This is a genomic window from Methylophilus sp. Q8, from assembly GCF_000800115.1.
Lineage (GTDB): Bacteria > Pseudomonadota > Gammaproteobacteria > Burkholderiales > Methylophilaceae > Methylophilus.
In genome coordinates, this window is record NZ_JUHE01000001.1 from 2,710,804 (window position 1) to 2,729,769 (window position 18,966).

The following is an 18,966-nucleotide window of genomic DNA, read 5'->3' on the forward strand; positions in this document are numbered from 1 at the left end:
GGCCTAGTGCTTGCGCTCATACTGGCGGCTCACCTGTTGGCAAAACGCAGCGGTTTTCGAAGTATCTTCAGGCTCGATATCCGCTTCAAACGCATCCAATTTATTCAGAATCTCTTTTCTGCCCTGATATTTACGCCTGAGTTTGGCGAGCTTGTCGTCCGTCCCTACACAAGACTGGCACACCGCATGATCAATATCGGCTTGCCGTTCTTCATCGTAGCCATATTCTCCGCGCCAATGGTCACAAGCCTCGCGTTGTTCAACAAACAGCGTGACGTCTTTGGGTAATGCATTGCCTGCACTTGCTGCGCCGCAGAAACACAGCAATACAAGTGAATAAATGCTTAAAGTATTAGCCATCAACAGGATGCTCCGGTGTATCCAGAATATATTGATAAAAGCCCAAGTCCAGCCAGCGCCCAAATTTGAACCCCGCTTGCCTGATGGTACCGGCATGGGTGAAACCAAGCCGCTTGTGGAGCGCAATACTACCTGCATTTTCTACATCTATGCCACCCACCATCACATGTACCTGTTGATCTGAGGCCGCTGCCATCAACTGCTGCATCAGGGCCAGCCCCACTCCTTTGCCGCGATGCGCCGGATGTACATAGACTGAATGTTCTACCGTATATTTATACGCAGGCCAGACACGGAAGGTGCCATAGCTGGCAAACCCTAGCAGCACACCCTCATGATTCACCGCGCCAATCACCGGAAAACCATTTAAGGCTTTAGCCTCAAACCACGGCAGCATGGCATCAAACACACGAGTTTTGTAATCATACAGCGCCGTCGAATGCAGAATCGCGTCATTGAAAATATCAAGGATTTGCTGCGCATGCGCCTCATGATTGCAAGCAACAAACTGCAAGTGGCTCTCCCAAATGACACCAGCGCATGTGCGCTGGTTATTTTTGAATCACAGGGAGCGTATCTCGCCCCCTTCAATAAAGCTTACACAGGCGTTGCAAACTTCAAGCCGATAATGCCGGCCACAATCAACGCCAGGCTGATCAGCCGTAAAGGATGTGCCGACTCACCTAGCAGCACAATGCCAAGGATCACTGTGCCAACCGCGCCTACTCCTACCCAAATTGCATAAGCCGTGCCCATGGGTAGCGACTTCATCGCCACCCCCAGCAAACCAAGGCTAATCACCATAGAAAGCACCGTGCCCACCGTCGGCCATACACGCGTAAACCCTTCGGTGTACTTCAGCCCCACTGCCCAGCCAATTTCAAACAATCCTGCAACCACAAGAATGACCCAGTTCATACATACCTCACAATGACATAGGGCCGTCCCCAATTGAAGAAAGCAGTGAGGTCGTCCCCACGCCATGCAAAGAATATCACCTCAAACTGCATAGGCGAAGTGCGCTTATGCTAGCTTGCTCAGCGCGCGCGTCAATCTATCCAGATTTTGTTCATTGGCTGGCACGACAATATGCCTTACAGCTTCAGCAGTCTCAACATCCGCAAACGCTTGCGCCCAATTCACCTCAGTGCCATTGGCTACGGCAGTCAGCTTCACGTTCAGTGTAAATAATGGCGCACAAACATGCTCAATCACGATCTTGCTATTCGGCTCAAGCGCAGCAAACACACTTTCATTCGGATAACGCTTACCATCCGGGCCATGCATCACAAACTTCCATTGCCCGCCTGCCTTAAACTCGAACACCTCAAATATATTAATGAACCCTTCCGGTCCCCACCATTCAGCAAGCAACTCTGGAGATGAAAAAGCAGCGTAAATAGCTGCTGGGGAGAATGGCAAAACCCTGGAAGTAAAAATGACGCTTTCTTCAACTGGCATACGATCACTCCGAACTTATCAAAACTCGTGAAGCTTAACCTTTGACATAATGGTAGATGTACTTCCACGCAGCGCCCCGTTTGATAGAGGGGTTAGGTCTATTAAGCACGACCTGGCTGCCATTCTGAATAAGCAGGAATTTCTCCATCATACTTAAGCCATGAAACTTCGTGAGACTTGAAAATATGAAATTCGGGGGTTTGTTGAGGAGACTCATCCAATGTTGCTACACGTAAAACTACATGCTCTTGCTCTGCGCGTTGGGCAATTAAATGAGTACCACAATTTGAACAAAAGAAACGGAGTTTGCCCTTCGACGACTCAAATGACTTTAATAATTCCTGACCACGCACCCAGCGAAAGTTTGAGTGTTTAACACCCGCGGCAGTATTAAAAGCTGCGGCATGAGCTTTTCTGCACGTTTGACAAGAGCAATGACTGATTGGAGTGTCAAGCTGTGACACTTCATATATAACGCCACCGCAAAGACAACTACCTTTCATATGCATCTTTCACTTTCACACCTAACGTTTTGAATTAAGGGGCTAGCTTTAGCCAGTCCCGCTTGATGGAGGGGTTAGGTCTACACTGCATCGTTTTCCGCAATCCACAACAATATAGCTGTATCTGCACCGCCAATTTCGACGGTACGAGTGCCATGCATCAGAACGCCAAGGCCGTGCTCATCATCCCAAGTACAGCCTAGTTCAAAACCAATGTATGGAACTCCATGCTTTAGTATCGGGTGAATGTTTATAGTATGTAGCCCGATTAAACCTCGTAAGTCATCTACAGATTGAATATCGGGCATGTATTTTATTTTCTCATTCCCAGAATAGCCGTATTGTTCTTGGAGTGATGGATAGCTTTCTAGAATTGATGCAAGTACTACTGTTGTTAATTCTGCTTCATGTTCAATTACCCAACCAATCGCTGATAATTCAATATCATTTAATGGTTCGTTTCCTCGGCCCTCAGGGGCAAATACAACCTTAACGTGCCCATCAGAAGGAATGGCAGAACTTTGTGCACCATAAGCCCCGCTTCTATTCTGGAAGCCTTTCCATGAGGGGAATAATGCATTGGCAACCCACCATATGTCATCTTCAAGTTTAAAATCTAGTTGTACATTTGACATGTTTCTGAAGACCTAACGTTAATTAGACCCAAAAAACGAACTTAATTTTTTATTTAATCCAGGGGCTATAAAATTTATAAAATGACTTGTCATAATTAAATCAACATTTAGAATATTTATATTACACCTAAACTTAGAGGTGACGCTATGGATAACACACCTGAGGTAAAACCGGCGCTTAAGTTATTTCCTTTAATCATTGAGCGCTTGCGGGTGGAGCATTACAGCAAGCGCACTGAGGCGTCTTATATAGCGTGGATTAAACGCTATATCCTGTTCCATGACAAGCGGCACCCACGTGACATGGGTGCGATTGAAGTAGCCGCATTTTTAAGCCATTTGGCGACCGATAAACAGGTGGCAGCCAGCACGCAAAGCCAGGCGAAAAGCGCCCTGTTGTTTTTGTATGACGAGGTGCTGGGGCAAACATTGCCAACGCTTGAAAATGTCACCAAAGTGGTGGCAAAAAAGCAATTGCCGGTGGCGCTAAGCACACAAGAAGTACAGGCGATACTTTCACGGCTGGATGGCAATATGTGGTTATTGGTAAGTTTGCTGTATGGCAGCGGTTTGCGGGTGATGGAGTGTTTGCGCTTACGGGTCGCGGATATTGATTTTGCCAAACAGGAATTTTTTGTACGCGATGCACAAGGCCACAAAAACCGTATCACGCTCTTGCCCGCTAGTTTGGTGAATCCTTTAAAAGCGCATCTACAGTCTGTCGAGGCGTTGCATATAGCCGATGTCGCCAAAGGCTTTGGTGAAGTATGGCTGCCCACCAGCCTGGCAAAAAAATATCCGGATGCAAGCAAAGACTGGACGTGGCAGTATGTGTTTCCATCAAGCAGGTTGTCGGTCGAGCAACAGTCCGGCGTGGTATATCGCCATCACGCCGATGAAAAGCCGATACAGCGTGCGGTGAAAAAAGCGGCTACGCAGGCTGGCATTAAGAAGGAGGTGTCGCCCAACACCTTGCGCCATAGTTTTGCGACGCATCTGCTGGAGGGCGGCTATGATATTCGCACAGTGCAAGCGCTACTTGGACATGCAGATGTCTCAACTACCATGATTTACACGCATGTACTTAACAAGGGCGGGCGGGCCGTGAGTAGCCCGCTAGATGTGATTTAAAACCAGTATTTGGGGTAGCTCCCCTCACGCGTGAGGTTGTTATATACCAGCGCGACAACGGTGATGACAATGGCGCCAAACAGGGTGGGAAACCACAAAAACTGCCAGCTCAGGGCACCCTGGCTGGCGATCAACCAGACGATGACTGGATTGGAGCCTGCGGGAGGATGCACGGTCCGTGTGAACATCATGGCCGCAATCGCAAGGCCTACCGCAATCCCTAGCGCCCACCAACCAACCCCCAGTTGCGACACCACCAGCAGACCGATCAACGAACTTAAAAAATGGCCACCAATCACATTGCGTGGCTGGGCAAACGGTGCATCCGGGTAAGCAAACAAAATGACACATGACGCGCCAAATGACCCCAGCACCAGCAACTGATCTAGCCGTGCACTCATCAGCGCGGCAATACTGATGGCAATCATGCCGCCCAACCCAGCCATGAGGATGGCTTTGCCAGTGAACTTTGGTGGCAATGCCGCGTGCTCACCGGCAAGTTTATCTAACAATTTCATTTCTCTCTCCCTGAGATATTGTAGTCGACCATTCGTCCGCAATGTTGCCAGAAAGAGAGCCTGCCCGGCAAGGCTTAGGTTAAGCCGCCGATGAATATTGATTGAGTCCGATCAGTTGCGCAAACTGACTTGCAGGCATAGGCTTGCCAAACAACTCGCCCTGCCCCTCTTCACAGCGTTTGGCACGTAGATACTCGTATTGCTGCTGGGTCTCTATGCCTTCTGCAATGGCTTGCAAATCGAAAGCATGCGCGATATCCAGCGTCGCACTGACTACAGAATCATCCTTCTTCTGCTCCAGCATGCCTTGCACAAAGCTACGGTCAATTTTAATACGCGTGAGTGGATAGGTTTTGAGCTGACTGAGCGATGCGTATCCGGTGCCAAAATCATCAAACGCAATACCAACGCCATAGGCTTTCAGCCTGTGCAAAATATTCAGCACCACTTCATCGCCATCGAGCGCAATATTTTCTGTGACTTCCAGCTCCAGGGCAGAAGGCGGCAGACCATGCCTCGCCAGCGTGGAGACCACCTCTGCATATAAATCCCCCGCCTGGAACTGCGCGCCAAACAGGTTGACGCCGATACGCAAATCAGCGCCTGTATGCCTGCGCCAATAAGACACTTGCGCACAGGCCTCATCCAGCACCCAGGCACCGACGGTGGCAGCCAGCGTGCCATTTTCGAGGGCAGGTAAAAATGAAATCGGTGCCAGAATGCCGCGTTTGGGATGGCGCCAGCGTATCAACGCCTCCGCCCCGGTCACGGTGCCGGTGGTCAGGTTAACCTGTGGCTGGTAATAGAGCAAAAACTCGCCTTCATTGACTGCGCGGTACAACTCCATGGCATACAGGCGCCTGGCGACAGCCTCCAGGCGCAATACCGGGCTGAACACGCAGGCGCGCCCACGCCCCATGGCTTTGGCTTTAAACAGGGCCAAATCAGCATCGCTGACCAGTTCCAGCGTTTCGTGGGCATGAATAGGCGCCAGCGCCACACCGCAGCTTGCAATTACACGCACTTCATCTTCACGTATCACCATCGGCTGGGCAATTAAATTAATGGCCTGCTCCGCAAGCGCCAACGCGTACTCCGGGCTGGCTACATCAAGCAGCACAATCGCAAACTCGTCGCCACCTATACGTGCCACCACGCCTGCTGCACCCACCATCTGGCTCAGGCGATGAGCCATTTCCTTAAGAATACTATCCCCACAGGCGTGCCCCAGAGTGTCATTGATATCTTTAAAGCTATCAAAATCAATCATGAGTACCGCAATCGGGATATTGGCAATAATCGCGTCTTCGACGACTCGGTAATATCTGGCGCGGTTAGCCAAACCAGTGAGCGGATCCAGCGTATTTTGCTGGTCAGTCACAGGCGCTGTCAGTCGCTGGGCCGTAATGTCTTTCAGGATGACTTCAAAACGCATTTCACCTTCGGCTTTCCAGCCGAACAGCGAGAAGCCGAGTTGAAACTCGCTGCCGCCTTTACGTAAACCGCGCGCTTCAAAAGACATATCAAGGTCATCAAGGGATCCGGCAGCCACGGCGCGAGAAACCATGTCGCGGAAAGTCGCGCGGTCACGCTCGACCAGCAGCATTTCAACCGGCTGGCCGATACCTTCTGCCAGACTGTAGCCATGAGATTGCGCGGCAGCCGTGTTCCAGGCGGTGATTTGGCCGTGGTCATTAAACCAGACCACGGGTGTAGAAGAATGCCCCGCATAAGAGGCAAAGTCGGGTCGGGAGCGATTGGTATGGGTTTCGATGCGCTTAAGCTCCAGCCGGTCAGAAACCATCTGTGCCAGTTCCTGTAAGCGGCGTTGATCATCAGGAGAAAAATCGAAATGTGGCTGGTTATCCACCACACATAAGGCCCCCAATGCCAGGCCATCGGGTGAAAGCAAGCGGACACCGGCATAAAACCGCAATTGCGCCTCGCCAGTGACTAGCGGATTATCATGGAAGCGCTCATCCTGCGTGGCATCGGGCACCACCATTACTTCCATCTGATTGATAGCATGCGCGCAAAAAGACACGTCGCGACGCATATCGACTTCACCGACGCCGGTGACCGCGGCAAAAAAGACATGGTCACTGCCTATCATATTGACAGCAGCCACTGGCATGTCAAACATACGGGCAGCAATTTGAACCACGGGGTCCAGGCTTTTCACTAAACCTTCATTATTCAAACCATGGTCATACAAGGCTTGCAACCTTGATTGCTCATTGGCCAGTATTACAGGGCACTTCATCACAATCTCCTTATTTGAGAGCTTTTGACTGATGTCTTGGCGGTTTAATTTAGCATAAATATAATTATTTTAAATGATGCCCTACAAAAAAAGCCGCAGCGGATGCCTCAGCGTGATGTTAGTCGTGATGCTTTTGCACATCCCCAATGTGGCTCTGGCCGCGTAATCTGGCCAGTTTGACTTGCTTCTGGCGTTCACGCAGCGACTCTTTTTTGTCTGCCGATAACTTATCGAAACAATAAGGGCAAGAGATACCTGCTTCATATTGTTCGCTTTGCATTTCTTCCTGGGTCAATGGCATGCGGCAGGCATAGCATTGGTCATGGTCGCCCACTTCCAGGCCATGTTTGACGGCCACGCGCTGGTCAAACACAAAACAATCCCCTTCCCACAGGCTTTGCTCTTGAGGAATGGTTTCCAGGTATTTGAGGATGCCACCTTGCAGGTGATACACCTCTTCAAACCCCTGCTGTTTCATAAAAGAAGACGCTTTTTCACAGCGGATGCCGCCAGTGCAGAACATAGCCACTTTTTTGTGTTTGTTTTTATCCAGGTTGTCGGCCACATATTGTGGAAACTCACGGAAAGTCGTTGTTTTCGGATCGATGGCGCCCTTGAAGGTACCGATATGCACTTCGTAATCATTGCGCGTATCCAGCACAATCACGTCCGGGTCGGAAATAATGGCGTTCCAGTCTTCAGGCTTCACATACGTGCCCACCACGTCATTCGGATCTACGCCCTGCACGCCCATGGTGACAATTTCTTTTTTCAGCTTGACCTTCATGCGGTAAAACGGATGACTATCCGCCCATGACTCTTTATGCTCCAAATCCACCAACCGTGGATCCTGGCGTAAATGCGCCAGAATGGCACGGATATCCTCAGGCGCACCGGCAATAGTGCCGTTAATGCCTTCATTTGCCAGCAGTAAGGTGCCTTTGATATGCAGCTTTTGGCAAGCCTCTAAAATCGGTTGTTGCAGGTCTTTGTAATCATTCAGGGTGACGAATTTGTAGAGGGCGGCAGTGAGAAATTGGCTCATGTGAGAATGTGGTTCATTGCAAAAACGCGATTTTACCACTGTAACTCTATGATGCAAAAAGAAAAACGGGCGCAAGGCCCGTTCATCAAACATCGCAAAAACAGCTTATCAGGGCTGGATCACCAGGATTTCAGCTTTGCCAAGGCCACCCATATCGCCCATCCAGCGCTGCACGCGTTGGCTGCTGACCTGTGCAAAGCGGCTATCCAACCGCTTGAAAGACTTATACAAGATATTGAGGAAAGGCAGTATGTGAAAACCGCAGTCTATCCAGGTCGCTTGCGCGGCTGGTGTGTTCGCCAATAACAAGGTACCACGCTTCATGCCATAGCCCAGGTATGCGCCCGTTGTACCCAGTACACCCAGCGTGCCAGCCATCATGTCAGAAGCACAATAATCACCGGCGTTGCCTTCAATCAGCAACATGCCACGACGCATACGGTCGCCTGCGCGGGCGCCGGCGTTACCTTTGCAAATCAACACACCGTTTTGCAGTTGCGCACCTAAAAAATCTCCGGCATCCCCTGTCACGTTAATTTGTCCGCTGGTCATGCCAAAGCCGATATATTGATGGGCAGAAGTGGTGTTTTTAAATGTCACGGCCGGGGCTTCTGAAGCCGTGTCGACATTGACTTCAAACACATCCGCCACGCTTAAGTTTGCAGCCAGTTTCATGGCTGTAATCTCAGCCACGGTTTTACCTTGTAAGGCTTGTGGCAACAAAGTGCGGCAATCGACACTGCGAGAGACAGCTTTCGCCGTTAAAGTGATGTGACTCATGCGGTGACCTCCCCGCTTAAAATTGGCCGCAGTTTAAAGTGATGTTGACCTAACTTGCCGCCGTAATTACCGGCAGAAACACGAAAAATGCCGTTCTCCTTGCCCAAGCGACAGGCCGCTTCAATACCTGCTTTCATGGAAAGCGCAATATCTTCAAACGTCAGGCCGTTGACCACAATTTCCATCACGCTTTCGACGCGCGGATCGAGCTCGCTTTTCACGACGCCTTTGAGCGTCGGGCAGAATGCATCATTGGTACTGGCGAACATTTTCGGGTATTTACTACCTACCTTGGAACCAGAGCGCACCACGCCGCCTGGGAACGGCATAATCACGTTAGGCAGTTTACGCATGGCATCGATCGCTGCCTCACAGGCAGTGAGCACTTGTGCCTGGCTGGCGCCCAACACCAGGAAGTTGCCGCCGCCAATGGCACGTACCATACCGGTGGTTTCTTCGGTTAAAAACTCACCATCCATGACCGGGATACGCCAGTAGCGCTTGAGTTTGCCCGAGGCATCCGGGATTTGTTTGGACACCTGGTGGCCATCGCCAAAAAAGCGTAAATGCTTGCCCAGGCTGATCATGTCTTCAGACTCAATGCCAGCAAACGCAGCCGCTGTCGGGCAAGTCAAAATACATTGTCCCATGCGCGTTTCCAGTTGCTGCATCAGCACCTTGCTGCCCATGGCGAACATCAGCACGCTAAGGCCTGGACGGCCATCCGGCGTTTCGTCTGCAGTCAATTCACGCTCGATGCCCGCCTCTACGCCGCAGCCAATCACACTGGTGGCAAAACCAGTCATGGCATTGGCGGCGTTATACGCCCAGCGCAGATTTTGCGCGGTAATCAGGATACGCGTACCGCGCATATTGAATGCTTCGGCAAAGGTATCGTCAATCTCTACTCCGTTAATAACCATCATGACCCCTGCGTATGGTTAATGACATGGTTGCGGCCATCTTCCGCAATCTGGTCATTGGAAATTTTAAAATTATTCATTTGCATGGTGTGGTAGCGGTCAAAATACTGCTTGATGTCTTTTTCAACGCCCACATCAAACGAAGGCTTGGCGGTATGCGTTGCGCCCCATACTACTTTCACCACTTTGCCCTCTTTTACCACCAGTTCGCCGTCTTTAAACACCAGGTCAGGTTTGGCAAACATGGCTTCTTTATCGGCCTGATCGGTATACACCGTAATATCTGCCGCTGCGCCTATGCCCAGATGACCGCGGTCTTGCAGGCCAATCAATTTGGCTGGTGCTGAACGTGTCATGGTGGCGATTTCATACAAACTGTACTCACGATCCAATGACTTTAGGTTGCTCATGGCTTGCGCATCCAGGTTGAGCTTATCAAAAGCATCATTACGGAAGGTTTTATCCATCAGCAAGCGGATCAGGTGTGGATAGCTGGTAAACGGTGCGCCATTCGGGTGATCGGTAGTCAGGAACACGCGCCAAGGATCATCGACACTCAAGAACACTTCGAGGCCAATTGCCCATTGCAAGGCATTGACGTAGTTTTCATCGCGGTATTTAAATGGCACGACACCACAGCCAGCATCGCACTCAATGTCCATAATCACCGACTTTTTCGGATTGGCAACTTTGGCGTTTAAATGCTGCATCATATTGTCACCAGACGCGGTGACCGTTTGCCCAAACAGGATCTGGCCGACATCGGCGGTAATGTGTTTGTTGCTATTGATCGCCTCTGCAATATTGGCCGCAGCAGAAGAAAACTTTTTGTCACCCTCTGTACCATAGCTGTGAAACTGGATATGCGTCAAATGCATGGGCAAGCCATCGCTAGCCCCCATGGTATCCAGCGTAGTCTGGAAGTTACCGGCCACGCCCAGGTTGTTACAGTGCACATGCAAGGGCTTGGCAATGCCAATCTCGTTCACGGCGCGGCTCAAGGCCTGCAAGATACGGCGCGGCGTAATGTGGTAATAGCTATGTTGCTGGTCTAAATCCTGGCGACGCTCATTAAACTTGAAAGCAGAAATACCGCCCGGGTTGACCACTTTAATACCGATGGTTTGCGTCGCGTGCAAGGTCCACGCCACGTAGTCGTTAATGGTTTTCTGGTCGGCGTTCTGGCTCAGCAGGCGCAACAAATAATCATCGTTGCCCAGCATGGCGTAACCGCCTTTATCGATCATGGGCGTATCACCCATCTCCATATGCGCCTGACGTGCATTCACCGCCAGAATTGCCGGTTCAAACGCCGCGGTGTAGCCCATCTCAATATAACGCATGCCGGTATCAGTGGTATTCGGCGTCGCGTGATGGCTACAGTTGGCACCACAAATATGTGCTTCAGGTTCGTCCAGTTTGCGCATGGCCTGATATTCCGGCAGCAGCATACGTGCGATATTGACCTTACCGCCGCCAATATGACTATGCATATCAATGGCACCGGCCATGACAATCTTGCCATTGAGGTCGTGCACCTGGCCGATCTTTTCACTGTCAGCCGGTTTGGCGATAATACGGCCATCGCGGATATAAATATCCTGTACCACGCCATCTTTGTGGTGGGCAGGATCAATCACTTTGGCATTTTTGAGTAGCGTAATCATGCCAAATCTCCTTTTAATTGGGCTTCTATCAGGGCCACTACTTGCGACAAAGTTGGCAAGTCAGAAGGCTTGGCTGCAGTCAGTGGCAAAGTCACCGAACCGTCGACACGAAATTGTTGGCCATTACAATCCAGGCCTGGCGTCGCCACCGGGATAAACACGGCAGGTGCCGTGTCAAATGTGCTGTCAGCCGCGCCCAGTACAATCACTGGGGCTGTGCCTGCAGGCGGCATGGCATTGGGGCTGTAGCTATTCACCCACACGACTGCATCATGACTTTCCCATTCCGGCGCATCAATAATGACGCCGTTGAGCCAGGTATGCGCATAATTCACACTGGTGTCACCATCACTACCTCCCATGGATAGGCCCATAGCGCGGCTCTTCTGGTTTAGCGCAACCACAGTTTCAGTCATATTTTCAATCGTGAGTTCAGCGTGCGCGTAATGCAGGTCTTTGGATACCCACACCAGCGTCGCATATTTGGCGGTTTTCAACGTGTCCGCCAGTGATTTCAAACTGCTCACCGCCACACCGGCGACGGTTTCAGCCGTCACGGGCTTGCCCATCACCAGCGCGCGCAAGGTGGCGACGACTTCTGGCAAAGACTCAGCAGCACAGGCAATCACCTCAGGGGCACGACCATCCGGCGCAACGCCAGGCTTGGTATTTAGCTTATCGCCGCCCAGGTAAATAATCTTGCGCGCAGCTGGTTCGGTAAACATGGCTTCATCCACCCACACCACACGTTCAAAGAAACGGGTGTTATGGCTGACGACATCCGTGCCTATCATCAGAATCACATCAGCGCGGTTGCGTACTTCTGTCAGCGTCGTCGTCTGCCAGCCGCGATGTTGCAACACCTTCATATTGCGCAAAGTGCTGCTGGCGTTGATATGCGTCATGGCCGCACCGGTCGCATGAGACAGGCTGACCAGTGCGCGTGCCCCATGGACATCAGTACTGCTGCCCGCCACCAGTGGTGCGCTTGCCTGCTTGAGCAAAGCCGCTGCCGACTTCACTGCTTCCGTCAGTGACGCAGCACGGCCACCCACCGCTGGCGCTGCACCTGCGCTCACCCGCGCATAGAATTTTGCTGCCTTACCACACGAAAACTGCTGTCTGGCAATGGCATCCCCCGAAATATCGTCACATAGCAAGCCACAGGCCGGGCATGCATGCATGATGTCTTGTTGATTTGTCATGGCTTATAGGTCTCTCGTTTTGATCGTCCATCTCAATGGCGAATATGCACGTGATCGTTAGAAACCATCACATCATAAAACAACTCGCTTAGCACATCATAAAACAACTCACTGGGATAGATAAAAAAAATAAAGCAATGAATGCCTGCTATTTAAAGCAATAAACGGATACAAGTCATCACTTAGGTGTGTGAATACGACTTAGGTGCATGAATGCGGTTTATCAATCACGTTAAAAATAGTAGAATAGTCGTTTGTTTTTCTTGTTAATTAATTATTTGGAGTTCTCATGGCTTTAGAGCGCACACTCAGCATTATCAAACCAGACGCAGTTGCAAAAAACGTGATTGGTCAAATCTACACCCGTTTTGAAAACGCCGGTTTGAAAATCGTGGCTGCTAAATTCGCACAATTGACACAAGCAGAAGCTGAAGGCTTTTACGCTGTGCACAAAGAGCGTCCTTTCTTCAACGACCTGGTGAAGTTCATGATTTCCGGTCCAGTGATGATCCAAGCGCTGGAAGGCGAAAACGCAGTATTGAAACACCGCGAACTGATGGGTGCAACTAACCCTAAAGATGCAGCGCCAGGCACTATCCGTGCTGACTTCGCTGAAAGCATTGATGCTAACGCTGTGCACGGTTCCGATTCATTGGAAAATGCAGCGATCGAAATCAAATACTTCTTCGGCTAATCACAATTTTCGTCAGTGATTGACGTTTAAATGAATACCGAACTAGGAAATACACTTGGTTAACTTACTCAACTTTAACCAACCGCAACTCGCCGAGTACTTTGCAAGCCTCGGCGAGAAGCCTTTTCGCGCCAAGCAATTGATGCGCTGGATGCATCATTTCGGGATTCTTGATCTCGAACAGATGACCGATATTGCCAAAACCCTGCGCGAAAAACTGCGCCAGGAAACCGAATTCAAGTTGCCGGACATTCAGTTGGAGCAAGTGTCTGATGATGGCACACGCAAATGGCTGGTCGGCACCAACAACCTTAAAGACGGCACCAGCAATAGTGTGGAAACCGTTTTTATCCCAGAAGATGATCGTGGCACGCTGTGTATTTCCAGCCAGGTGGGCTGTGCATTGGAATGCACCTTCTGCAGCACCGGTCGTCAGGGCTTTAACCGCAACCTCAATGTGTCCGAAATCATCGGCCAGTTGTGGATTGCCAACCATGCCTTGCGCCAGGCACCAGGCTACGACTTATTGCCACCCGGCGAGCGCATTATCTCCAACGTGGTGATGATGGGCATGGGTGAGCCGTTGGCCAACTATGACAACGTGGTCACCGCCATGCAGATCATGCTGGATGACAGCGCCTATGGCCTTAGCCGCCGTCGCGTGACACTCTCGACCAGCGGCATGGTGCCAGCGATGGATCGCTTGAAAGAAGACTGCCCGGTCGCTTTGGCTGTTTCCCTGCATGCGCCTAACGACGCCTTGCGCGACGAGATTGTACCCATCAATAAGAAATACCCGATCAAAGACCTGATGGCTGCCTGTGAGCGTTACCTGGTCAAAGCACCACGTGACTTTGTGACGTTTGAATATGTGATGCTGGATGGCGTGAATGACACGCTGGAACATGCCAAGCAATTGATTAATATTGTGCGCAATGTGCCGTGCAAATTTAACCTGATTCCTTTTAACCCGTTCCCTAACAGCGGTTACGGCACGTCCAAACCGATGCAGGTGCGCGCGTTTCGTGATATGTTAATGCAGGCAGGGTTTGTCGTGACTGTGCGCAAAACACGCGGCGATGATATTGATGCTGCCTGCGGACAACTTGCTGGCAAGGTGCTGGACAAAACCCGACGTACAGAAAAAACCATTGCGATTCATCCGGAACAGTAAGCCATGAAAACAACCTTCTTCACGCCATCCGCGGTCATGCTTACCCTGGCCTCTGCGCTGTGGCTGACAGGTTGTGCACAAAACCCATCGTCGAATAGCAATAACTCACCGTATGAACAGCAACCCATAGGCCGCGAAACCGGCGATGTGGAATCTGCACGCGTGCACACAGAATTAGGCGCAGAATATTTTCGCCTCAGACGTTATGAAGTAGCCCTGGAAGAATTCAACACGGCTGTTGAGCGTAGCCCCAACTATGCACTTGCTTACAATGGCCTTGGCCTGGTATACGCCGCCCTTGGCGAACAAGGCCGCGCTGAAGAAGCGTTTAAACGCGCTATCCAGCTACAACCGGCAAACTCTGAATCGCATAATAACTATGGTCGTTTTTTGTGCGACCAGGGCAAATATGACGCCTCACAAAAAGAATTTATGCAGGCGGTGAAAAACCCTCTGTATAAAACACCACAAATTGCGCTTTACAATGCGGGCGTCTGTGCCTTGCGTGCACAACAGAAAACCCAGGCAGAGAACTATTTCTTTCACGCCTTGCAAGTCGATCCATTGGCGCATGCCAGTGCTTATCAACTGGCCAATCTGCAATTTTCACGTGGCGAACCAGCACTGGCGTTGAATACCTTGCAAAATAGTGTGAACGTTGCCCCCACACCAGAGTCATTATTTTTGGCAGTACGCATTTGCCGGGCATTGCAAATGCCGGATGATGCCAGCTACTACAGCGTTCAATTGCATAAATTGTTCCCCAATGCCAACGAAACCAAACAATTGCTGAAAATGGAGTAAATGCACGTGACGTCAGAAGACAAAACCAACGTCAATCCTGTACCGGCAGAGGCAACAGATAAGCCTAAACGCGGTCGTAAACGCAAGGCAGAGACCGACCAGCTATCTGGTCAGGCCTACCAGGTGGCCATGGAGAGTCAGCAGGGACAAGCCAGTGATGAATTTACCCAGGCGACAACGCCTGCCGAACACGCGACGGCATCTGATGCCCCTGAAGAATATGGTGCTGCGATGGCATTAGAGAGCGCCCCACAACAAGCCAATGCCCCCCTGGCCTATGGTTCAGGTTGCGGCAACGTGCTGAAAGCAGCGCGTGAAGCACAAGGCCTGAGCATACATGAGGTGTGCAGCCAACTGAGACTGGGCATCAAACAGATTCAGGCGATTGAACAAGATGACTTTGAGAAATTGCCACAGCCAAGCATTGTGCGTGGCTTTATTCGCAATTATGCGCGCTTGCTCAATATCGACGTCAATCCGATTCTTGAAGCCTATCAGCGCATCGTGCCCAACAAAGCACCGTTGCCACTGAGCGTACGCTCTAATGCCAGCCGATCAGTGATCGATAAGCCGGTACCTGTGTTTCGCCCGCAACGGCTGTTAACATTCCTGATCTTCCTGATTCTGGCAGGCATTGCGGCCTATTTTTATATCAACCATATCAAGCCACAAGCCTTGAAAGATGCGGCTTTGGCACTTGATGTGGATGAAATCGGTGAAACCACCGGACAGGAAATTGCCATCCCGGCACCTGAAGCGGCGCCCGCGCCAGCCACAACAACAGTTGCTCCAGTCACAGAAAATGTAGATGCCAGCACGACAACGACTGTCGACAATGCAGTGCCGGCAGCAACAGTGACTGGCAATGACGCAACAAGCAATGCAGCCAATACACTATCTGCGAACAATGCCATTGCCAATAACACCATTGTGAGCACGCCTACGCCAGCCACCACGCAGGCCGCAGAAAGTACCACCCTGCAAGCCAGCGAGCCGCAAAAAGCCAGCCTGGTGTTTAAAGTCAATGAAGACTCCTGGGTTCGTATTGAGGATATGCAAGGCAAGAAAGTATTTAGCGAAGTAATGCCTGCGGGTTCTGAGCGTCAGGTCACAACCGAAAAACCGGTCAATATCACGGTTGGTCATGCCAGTGGCACCCAGCTGACGATTGATAACCAGCCTTATGATTTAACGCAGGCTACCCGTGGCCGCGTTGCACGCATTCAATTGAAATAACCATGATATCCCGTAGAAACAGCCTTCAGGTCATGGTTGGACACGTTGCGGTTGGCGGTGGCCTGCAAGGCTCGTCCACCGCATCCGTGGTGGTGCAAAGCATGACCAACACTGACACGGCAGATGCCGCAGGCACGATCGCCCAGGTTTATGAACTATGGCAAGCCGGCTCAGAAGTAGTCCGTATTACCGTCAACAGCGCCGAAGCGGCGGCACAAGTGGCAACCATTCGTAAGGGCCTGGATGCACTTGGCTGCAATGTGCCGCTGGTAGGCGACTTTCACTTTAACGGCCACAAACTGTTGCAAGCCTATCCCGACTGCGCAGAAGCACTGGCAAAATACCGCATCAACCCAGGTAATGTCGGCAAAGGCAGCAAGCGCGACGAACAGTTTGCCGCCATGATTGAAGCTGCCATCCACTATAAAAAAGCAGTGCGTATTGGCGTGAACTGGGGCAGTCTGGACCAGGCCAAAATGGCACAGATGATGGATGATAATGGCAAAGCCGCCAATCCCTTATCCGCCGATGCCCTCATGCGTGAAGCACTGATTCAATCTGCACTGGAAAGCGCGCAACAAGCAGTTGACTTAGGCTTAAGCCCGAATCAAATCATTATTTCTTGCAAAGTGAGCAATGTGCAAGACTTGGTGCTGGTGTATCAGGAGTTGGGCAAACGTTGTGATTACCCTTTGCATTTAGGCCTGACTGAAGCCGGCATGGGCTCTAAAGGCATTGTTGCATCTACCGCAGCGTTAGCCATTTTGTTACAGCAAGGCATAGGCGACACCATACGCGTGTCATTAACGCCTGAACCGACCGAATCCCGTACCAAAGAGGTGGTGGTTGCGCAGGAAATTCTGCAAACCATGGGCATACGCTCATTTACACCATTAGTCACGGCCTGCCCTGGCTGCGGCCGCACCACCAGCACTTACTTTCAGGAATTGGCATTGAAAATCCAGACCTGGTTACGTAATCAGATGCCAGTCTGGCGCGCCCAATACCCGGGGGTGGAAACCCTGAATGTGGCCGTCATGGGCTGCGTCGTCAACGGCCCCGGTGAATCCAAGTTGGCCAATATCGGCATCAGCTTACCTGGCACGGGCGAAGTCCCCGTCGCGCCAGTGTTTGTCGATGGTGAAAAAACCGTCACCCTCAAAGGTGACCATATCGCCGAAGAATTTCAACAAATTGTGGACGAATACGTCCGCACACATTACGCCGATGGTGGCAAGCTGCGCGCTGCCAAATCCAGCATCATTCCCATCGTCGCACTCTAGAATAATCGCACTTTAGTATCTCATGACACAAAAATTTCAATCGATTAAAGGCTTTTACGACATTCTGCCGGAGGCCACACCGCTCTGGTTCAAACTGGAAGATACCGCACGCCGTATCCTGGGCCAGTATGGTTACAACAACATCCGCATGCCGCTGGTCGAACCCACCGAGTTGTTTGTGCGCAGCGTTGGTGAGCACACCGATATTGTTGAAAAAGAAATGTATGCCTGGGAAGACAAGCTCAATGGCGACAAACTGACCCTGCGTCCGGAAGGCACTGCTGGCTGTGTACGCGCGGTGGTAGAACACAACCTCACCTACAATGGCCCACAGCGCCTGTGGTATATGGGCCCGATGTTCCGCCATGAAAACGTGCAAAAAGGCCGCCAGCGCCAATTTCACCAGATTGGTGTTGAAGCATTTGGCTTTGAAGGCCCGGATGTCGATGCCGAGCAAATTGTATTGTTAGCACGGCTATGGCAAGCGCTTGGTATTGCCGACGTTGAATTACAGTTAAATAGTATCGGTGATGCAGATGAGCGCGCGCAATATCGCCAAACACTGATTGCTTATTTTGAGCAGCACGCAGACCTGCTGGATGAAGATGCCAAGCGCCGCCTGCAAAGTAATCCTTTGCGTATCCTGGATACTAAGAATCCACGCATGCAGGCCATGTGCGAAGCAGCGCCTAAATTGATGGATTGCCTGGGCGACACCTCCAAACTGCACTTTGCACGTCTGTGCGCCCTGCTCGACCAAGCTGGCATTGCTTATACCATTAATCATAGGCTGGTGCGCGGGCTCGATTACTACAACCGCACCGTGTTCGAGTGGGTCACCACCAAACTGGGCGCCCAGGGCACGATTGCCGGTGGAGGCCGCTACGATACCCTGGTAGAACGCATCGGCGGTAGCGCAACGCCTGCCTGTGGTTTTGGCATCGGCCTGGAGCGTGTTTTCCTGCTCATGCAAGAATACGGCGTCACTGCAAGCAACCAGGCAGATATCTATCTGGTCAATGTCGGCGCACTGGCCGAGCAGAAAGCCTTTACCGTCGCCGAAAGTCTGCGTAGCATGGGCTTGAATGTCGTGCTGCACGCCGGTGGTGGCAGCTTCAAATCGCAGATGAAAAAAGCGGATCGCAGTGGTGCCAGATTTGCGGCCATTTTAGGCGATGACGAAGCGGCAGCCAATGAGCTCAGCCTGAAACCCATGCTGGGACAAGGCGAACAAGCACGTGTGAGTCTTGATCAGGTATTGAACATCGTACAATCCAGTTAATT

General features: G+C 51.2%; 20 protein-coding genes. 7 read left to right on the forward strand and 13 right to left on the reverse strand.

Annotated features, from left to right (window positions below; translation table 11 throughout):
• Positions 1-3 precede the first annotated feature (3 nt).
• The 6 genes from GQ52_RS12790 to GQ52_RS13775 all read right to left on the reverse strand — a co-directional run bounded on the left by GQ52_RS12790 (position 4) and on the right by GQ52_RS13775 (position 2,959).
• On the reverse strand, positions 4-360 hold the full coding sequence (locus GQ52_RS12790; RefSeq protein WP_047518220.1) for a hypothetical protein: 357 nt from the start codon (positions 358-360) through the stop codon (positions 4-6).
• Positions 353-874, reverse strand: a complete 522-nt coding sequence (locus GQ52_RS12795) for a GNAT family N-acetyltransferase (RefSeq protein WP_047518222.1) — start codon at positions 872-874, stop codon at positions 353-355. The genes GQ52_RS12790 and GQ52_RS12795 overlap by 8 nt, the downstream gene beginning before the upstream one ends.
• Before the next feature lie 83 nt (positions 875-957).
• Entirely contained in the window at positions 958-1,278 is a 321-nt protein-coding gene (sugE, locus tag GQ52_RS12800; RefSeq protein WP_047518225.1) for a quaternary ammonium compound efflux SMR transporter SugE, read from the reverse strand.
• Between the two features lie 105 nt (positions 1,279-1,383).
• Positions 1,384-1,821, reverse strand: a complete 438-nt coding sequence (locus GQ52_RS14025) for an SRPBCC domain-containing protein (protein ID WP_081979358.1) — start codon at positions 1,819-1,821, stop codon at positions 1,384-1,386.
• 101 nt (positions 1,822-1,922) lie between these two features.
• Entirely contained in the window at positions 1,923-2,330 is a 408-nt protein-coding gene (locus GQ52_RS14030; protein WP_200884060.1) for a GFA family protein, read from the reverse strand.
• A 74-nt stretch (positions 2,331-2,404) separates the two neighbouring features.
• Positions 2,405-2,959, reverse strand: coding sequence for a hypothetical protein (locus GQ52_RS13775; protein WP_052179124.1), 555 nt, complete (start codon positions 2,957-2,959; stop codon positions 2,405-2,407).
• Positions 2,960-3,106: 147 nt separating this feature from the next.
• Between GQ52_RS13775 and GQ52_RS12820 the strand changes: the two genes are divergently transcribed.
• The gene (locus GQ52_RS12820; protein WP_047518229.1) at positions 3,107-4,090 is read left to right on the forward strand and encodes an integron integrase; all 984 of its coding nucleotides are present in this window, start codon (positions 3,107-3,109) and stop codon (positions 4,088-4,090) included.
• Here GQ52_RS12820 and GQ52_RS12825 read toward each other — a convergent pair.
• From GQ52_RS12825 to GQ52_RS12855, 7 genes are all read right to left on the reverse strand, one after another.
• Entirely contained in the window at positions 4,087-4,608 is a 522-nt protein-coding gene (locus GQ52_RS12825; protein ID WP_047518231.1) for an HPP family protein, read from the reverse strand. The two genes, GQ52_RS12820 and GQ52_RS12825, sit on opposite strands and share 4 nt — an antisense overlap.
• 79 nt (positions 4,609-4,687) lie before the next feature.
• Entirely contained in the window at positions 4,688-6,871 is a 2,184-nt protein-coding gene (locus GQ52_RS12830) for a bifunctional diguanylate cyclase/phosphodiesterase (RefSeq protein WP_047518233.1), read from the reverse strand.
• 118 nt (positions 6,872-6,989) lie between these two features.
• On the reverse strand, positions 6,990-7,916 hold the full coding sequence (locus GQ52_RS12835) for a rhodanese-related sulfurtransferase (protein ID WP_047518234.1): 927 nt from the start codon (positions 7,914-7,916) through the stop codon (positions 6,990-6,992).
• A 108-nt stretch (positions 7,917-8,024) separates the two neighbouring features.
• A complete protein-coding gene (locus GQ52_RS12840) occupies positions 8,025-8,696 on the reverse strand; it encodes a formylmethanofuran dehydrogenase (protein WP_047518235.1) in 672 nt (223 codons plus the stop codon).
• Positions 8,693-9,619, reverse strand: coding sequence for a formylmethanofuran--tetrahydromethanopterin N-formyltransferase (fhcD, locus tag GQ52_RS12845; RefSeq protein ID WP_024929962.1), 927 nt, complete (start codon positions 9,617-9,619; stop codon positions 8,693-8,695). Before fhcD ends, GQ52_RS12840 begins: the two co-directional genes overlap by 4 nt.
• A complete protein-coding gene (locus GQ52_RS12850) occupies positions 9,619-11,286 on the reverse strand; it encodes a formylmethanofuran dehydrogenase subunit A (protein ID WP_019882101.1) in 1,668 nt (555 codons plus the stop codon). The genes fhcD and GQ52_RS12850 overlap by 1 nt, the downstream gene beginning before the upstream one ends.
• The gene (locus tag GQ52_RS12855) at positions 11,283-12,491 is read right to left on the reverse strand and encodes a formylmethanofuran dehydrogenase (protein ID WP_047518237.1); all 1,209 of its coding nucleotides are present in this window, start codon (positions 12,489-12,491) and stop codon (positions 11,283-11,285) included. The genes GQ52_RS12850 and GQ52_RS12855 overlap by 4 nt, the downstream gene beginning before the upstream one ends.
• Positions 12,492-12,780: 289 nt before the next feature.
• Here GQ52_RS12855 and ndk point away from each other — a divergent pair, with 289 nt between their 5' ends.
• From ndk to hisS, 6 genes are read left to right on the forward strand one after another with little or no spacing between them, the layout of a single operon-like run.
• The gene (gene ndk / locus GQ52_RS12860) at positions 12,781-13,185 is read left to right on the forward strand and encodes a nucleoside-diphosphate kinase (RefSeq protein ID WP_019882099.1); all 405 of its coding nucleotides are present in this window, start codon (positions 12,781-12,783) and stop codon (positions 13,183-13,185) included.
• 55 nt (positions 13,186-13,240) lie between these two features.
• Positions 13,241-14,359 carry a 23S rRNA (adenine(2503)-C(2))-methyltransferase RlmN gene (rlmN, locus tag GQ52_RS12865; RefSeq protein WP_019882098.1) on the forward strand — a complete coding sequence of 373 codons (1,119 nt, stop codon included), beginning with the start codon at positions 13,241-13,243 and terminating at the stop codon, positions 14,357-14,359.
• Between the two features lie 3 nt (positions 14,360-14,362).
• Positions 14,363-15,163, forward strand: coding sequence for a type IV pilus biogenesis/stability protein PilW (gene pilW, locus GQ52_RS12870; protein ID WP_024929959.1), 801 nt, complete (start codon positions 14,363-14,365; stop codon positions 15,161-15,163).
• Complete coding sequence (locus GQ52_RS12875; RefSeq protein ID WP_047518240.1) at positions 15,164-16,399, forward strand: RodZ domain-containing protein; 1,236 nt, start codon at positions 15,164-15,166, stop codon at positions 16,397-16,399.
• Between the two features lie 2 nt (positions 16,400-16,401).
• Positions 16,402-17,682: a flavodoxin-dependent (E)-4-hydroxy-3-methylbut-2-enyl-diphosphate synthase gene (ispG, locus tag GQ52_RS12880; protein WP_081979360.1), complete on the forward strand. Its 1,281-nt coding sequence runs from the start codon at positions 16,402-16,404 to the stop codon at positions 17,680-17,682.
• Positions 17,683-17,704: 22 nt separating this feature from the next.
• Positions 17,705-18,964 (forward strand): histidine--tRNA ligase, encoded by a 1,260-nt coding sequence (hisS, locus tag GQ52_RS12885; RefSeq protein WP_047518245.1) that lies wholly within the window; start codon positions 17,705-17,707, stop codon positions 18,962-18,964.
• The last annotated feature ends 2 nt before the right edge of the window (positions 18,965-18,966 follow it).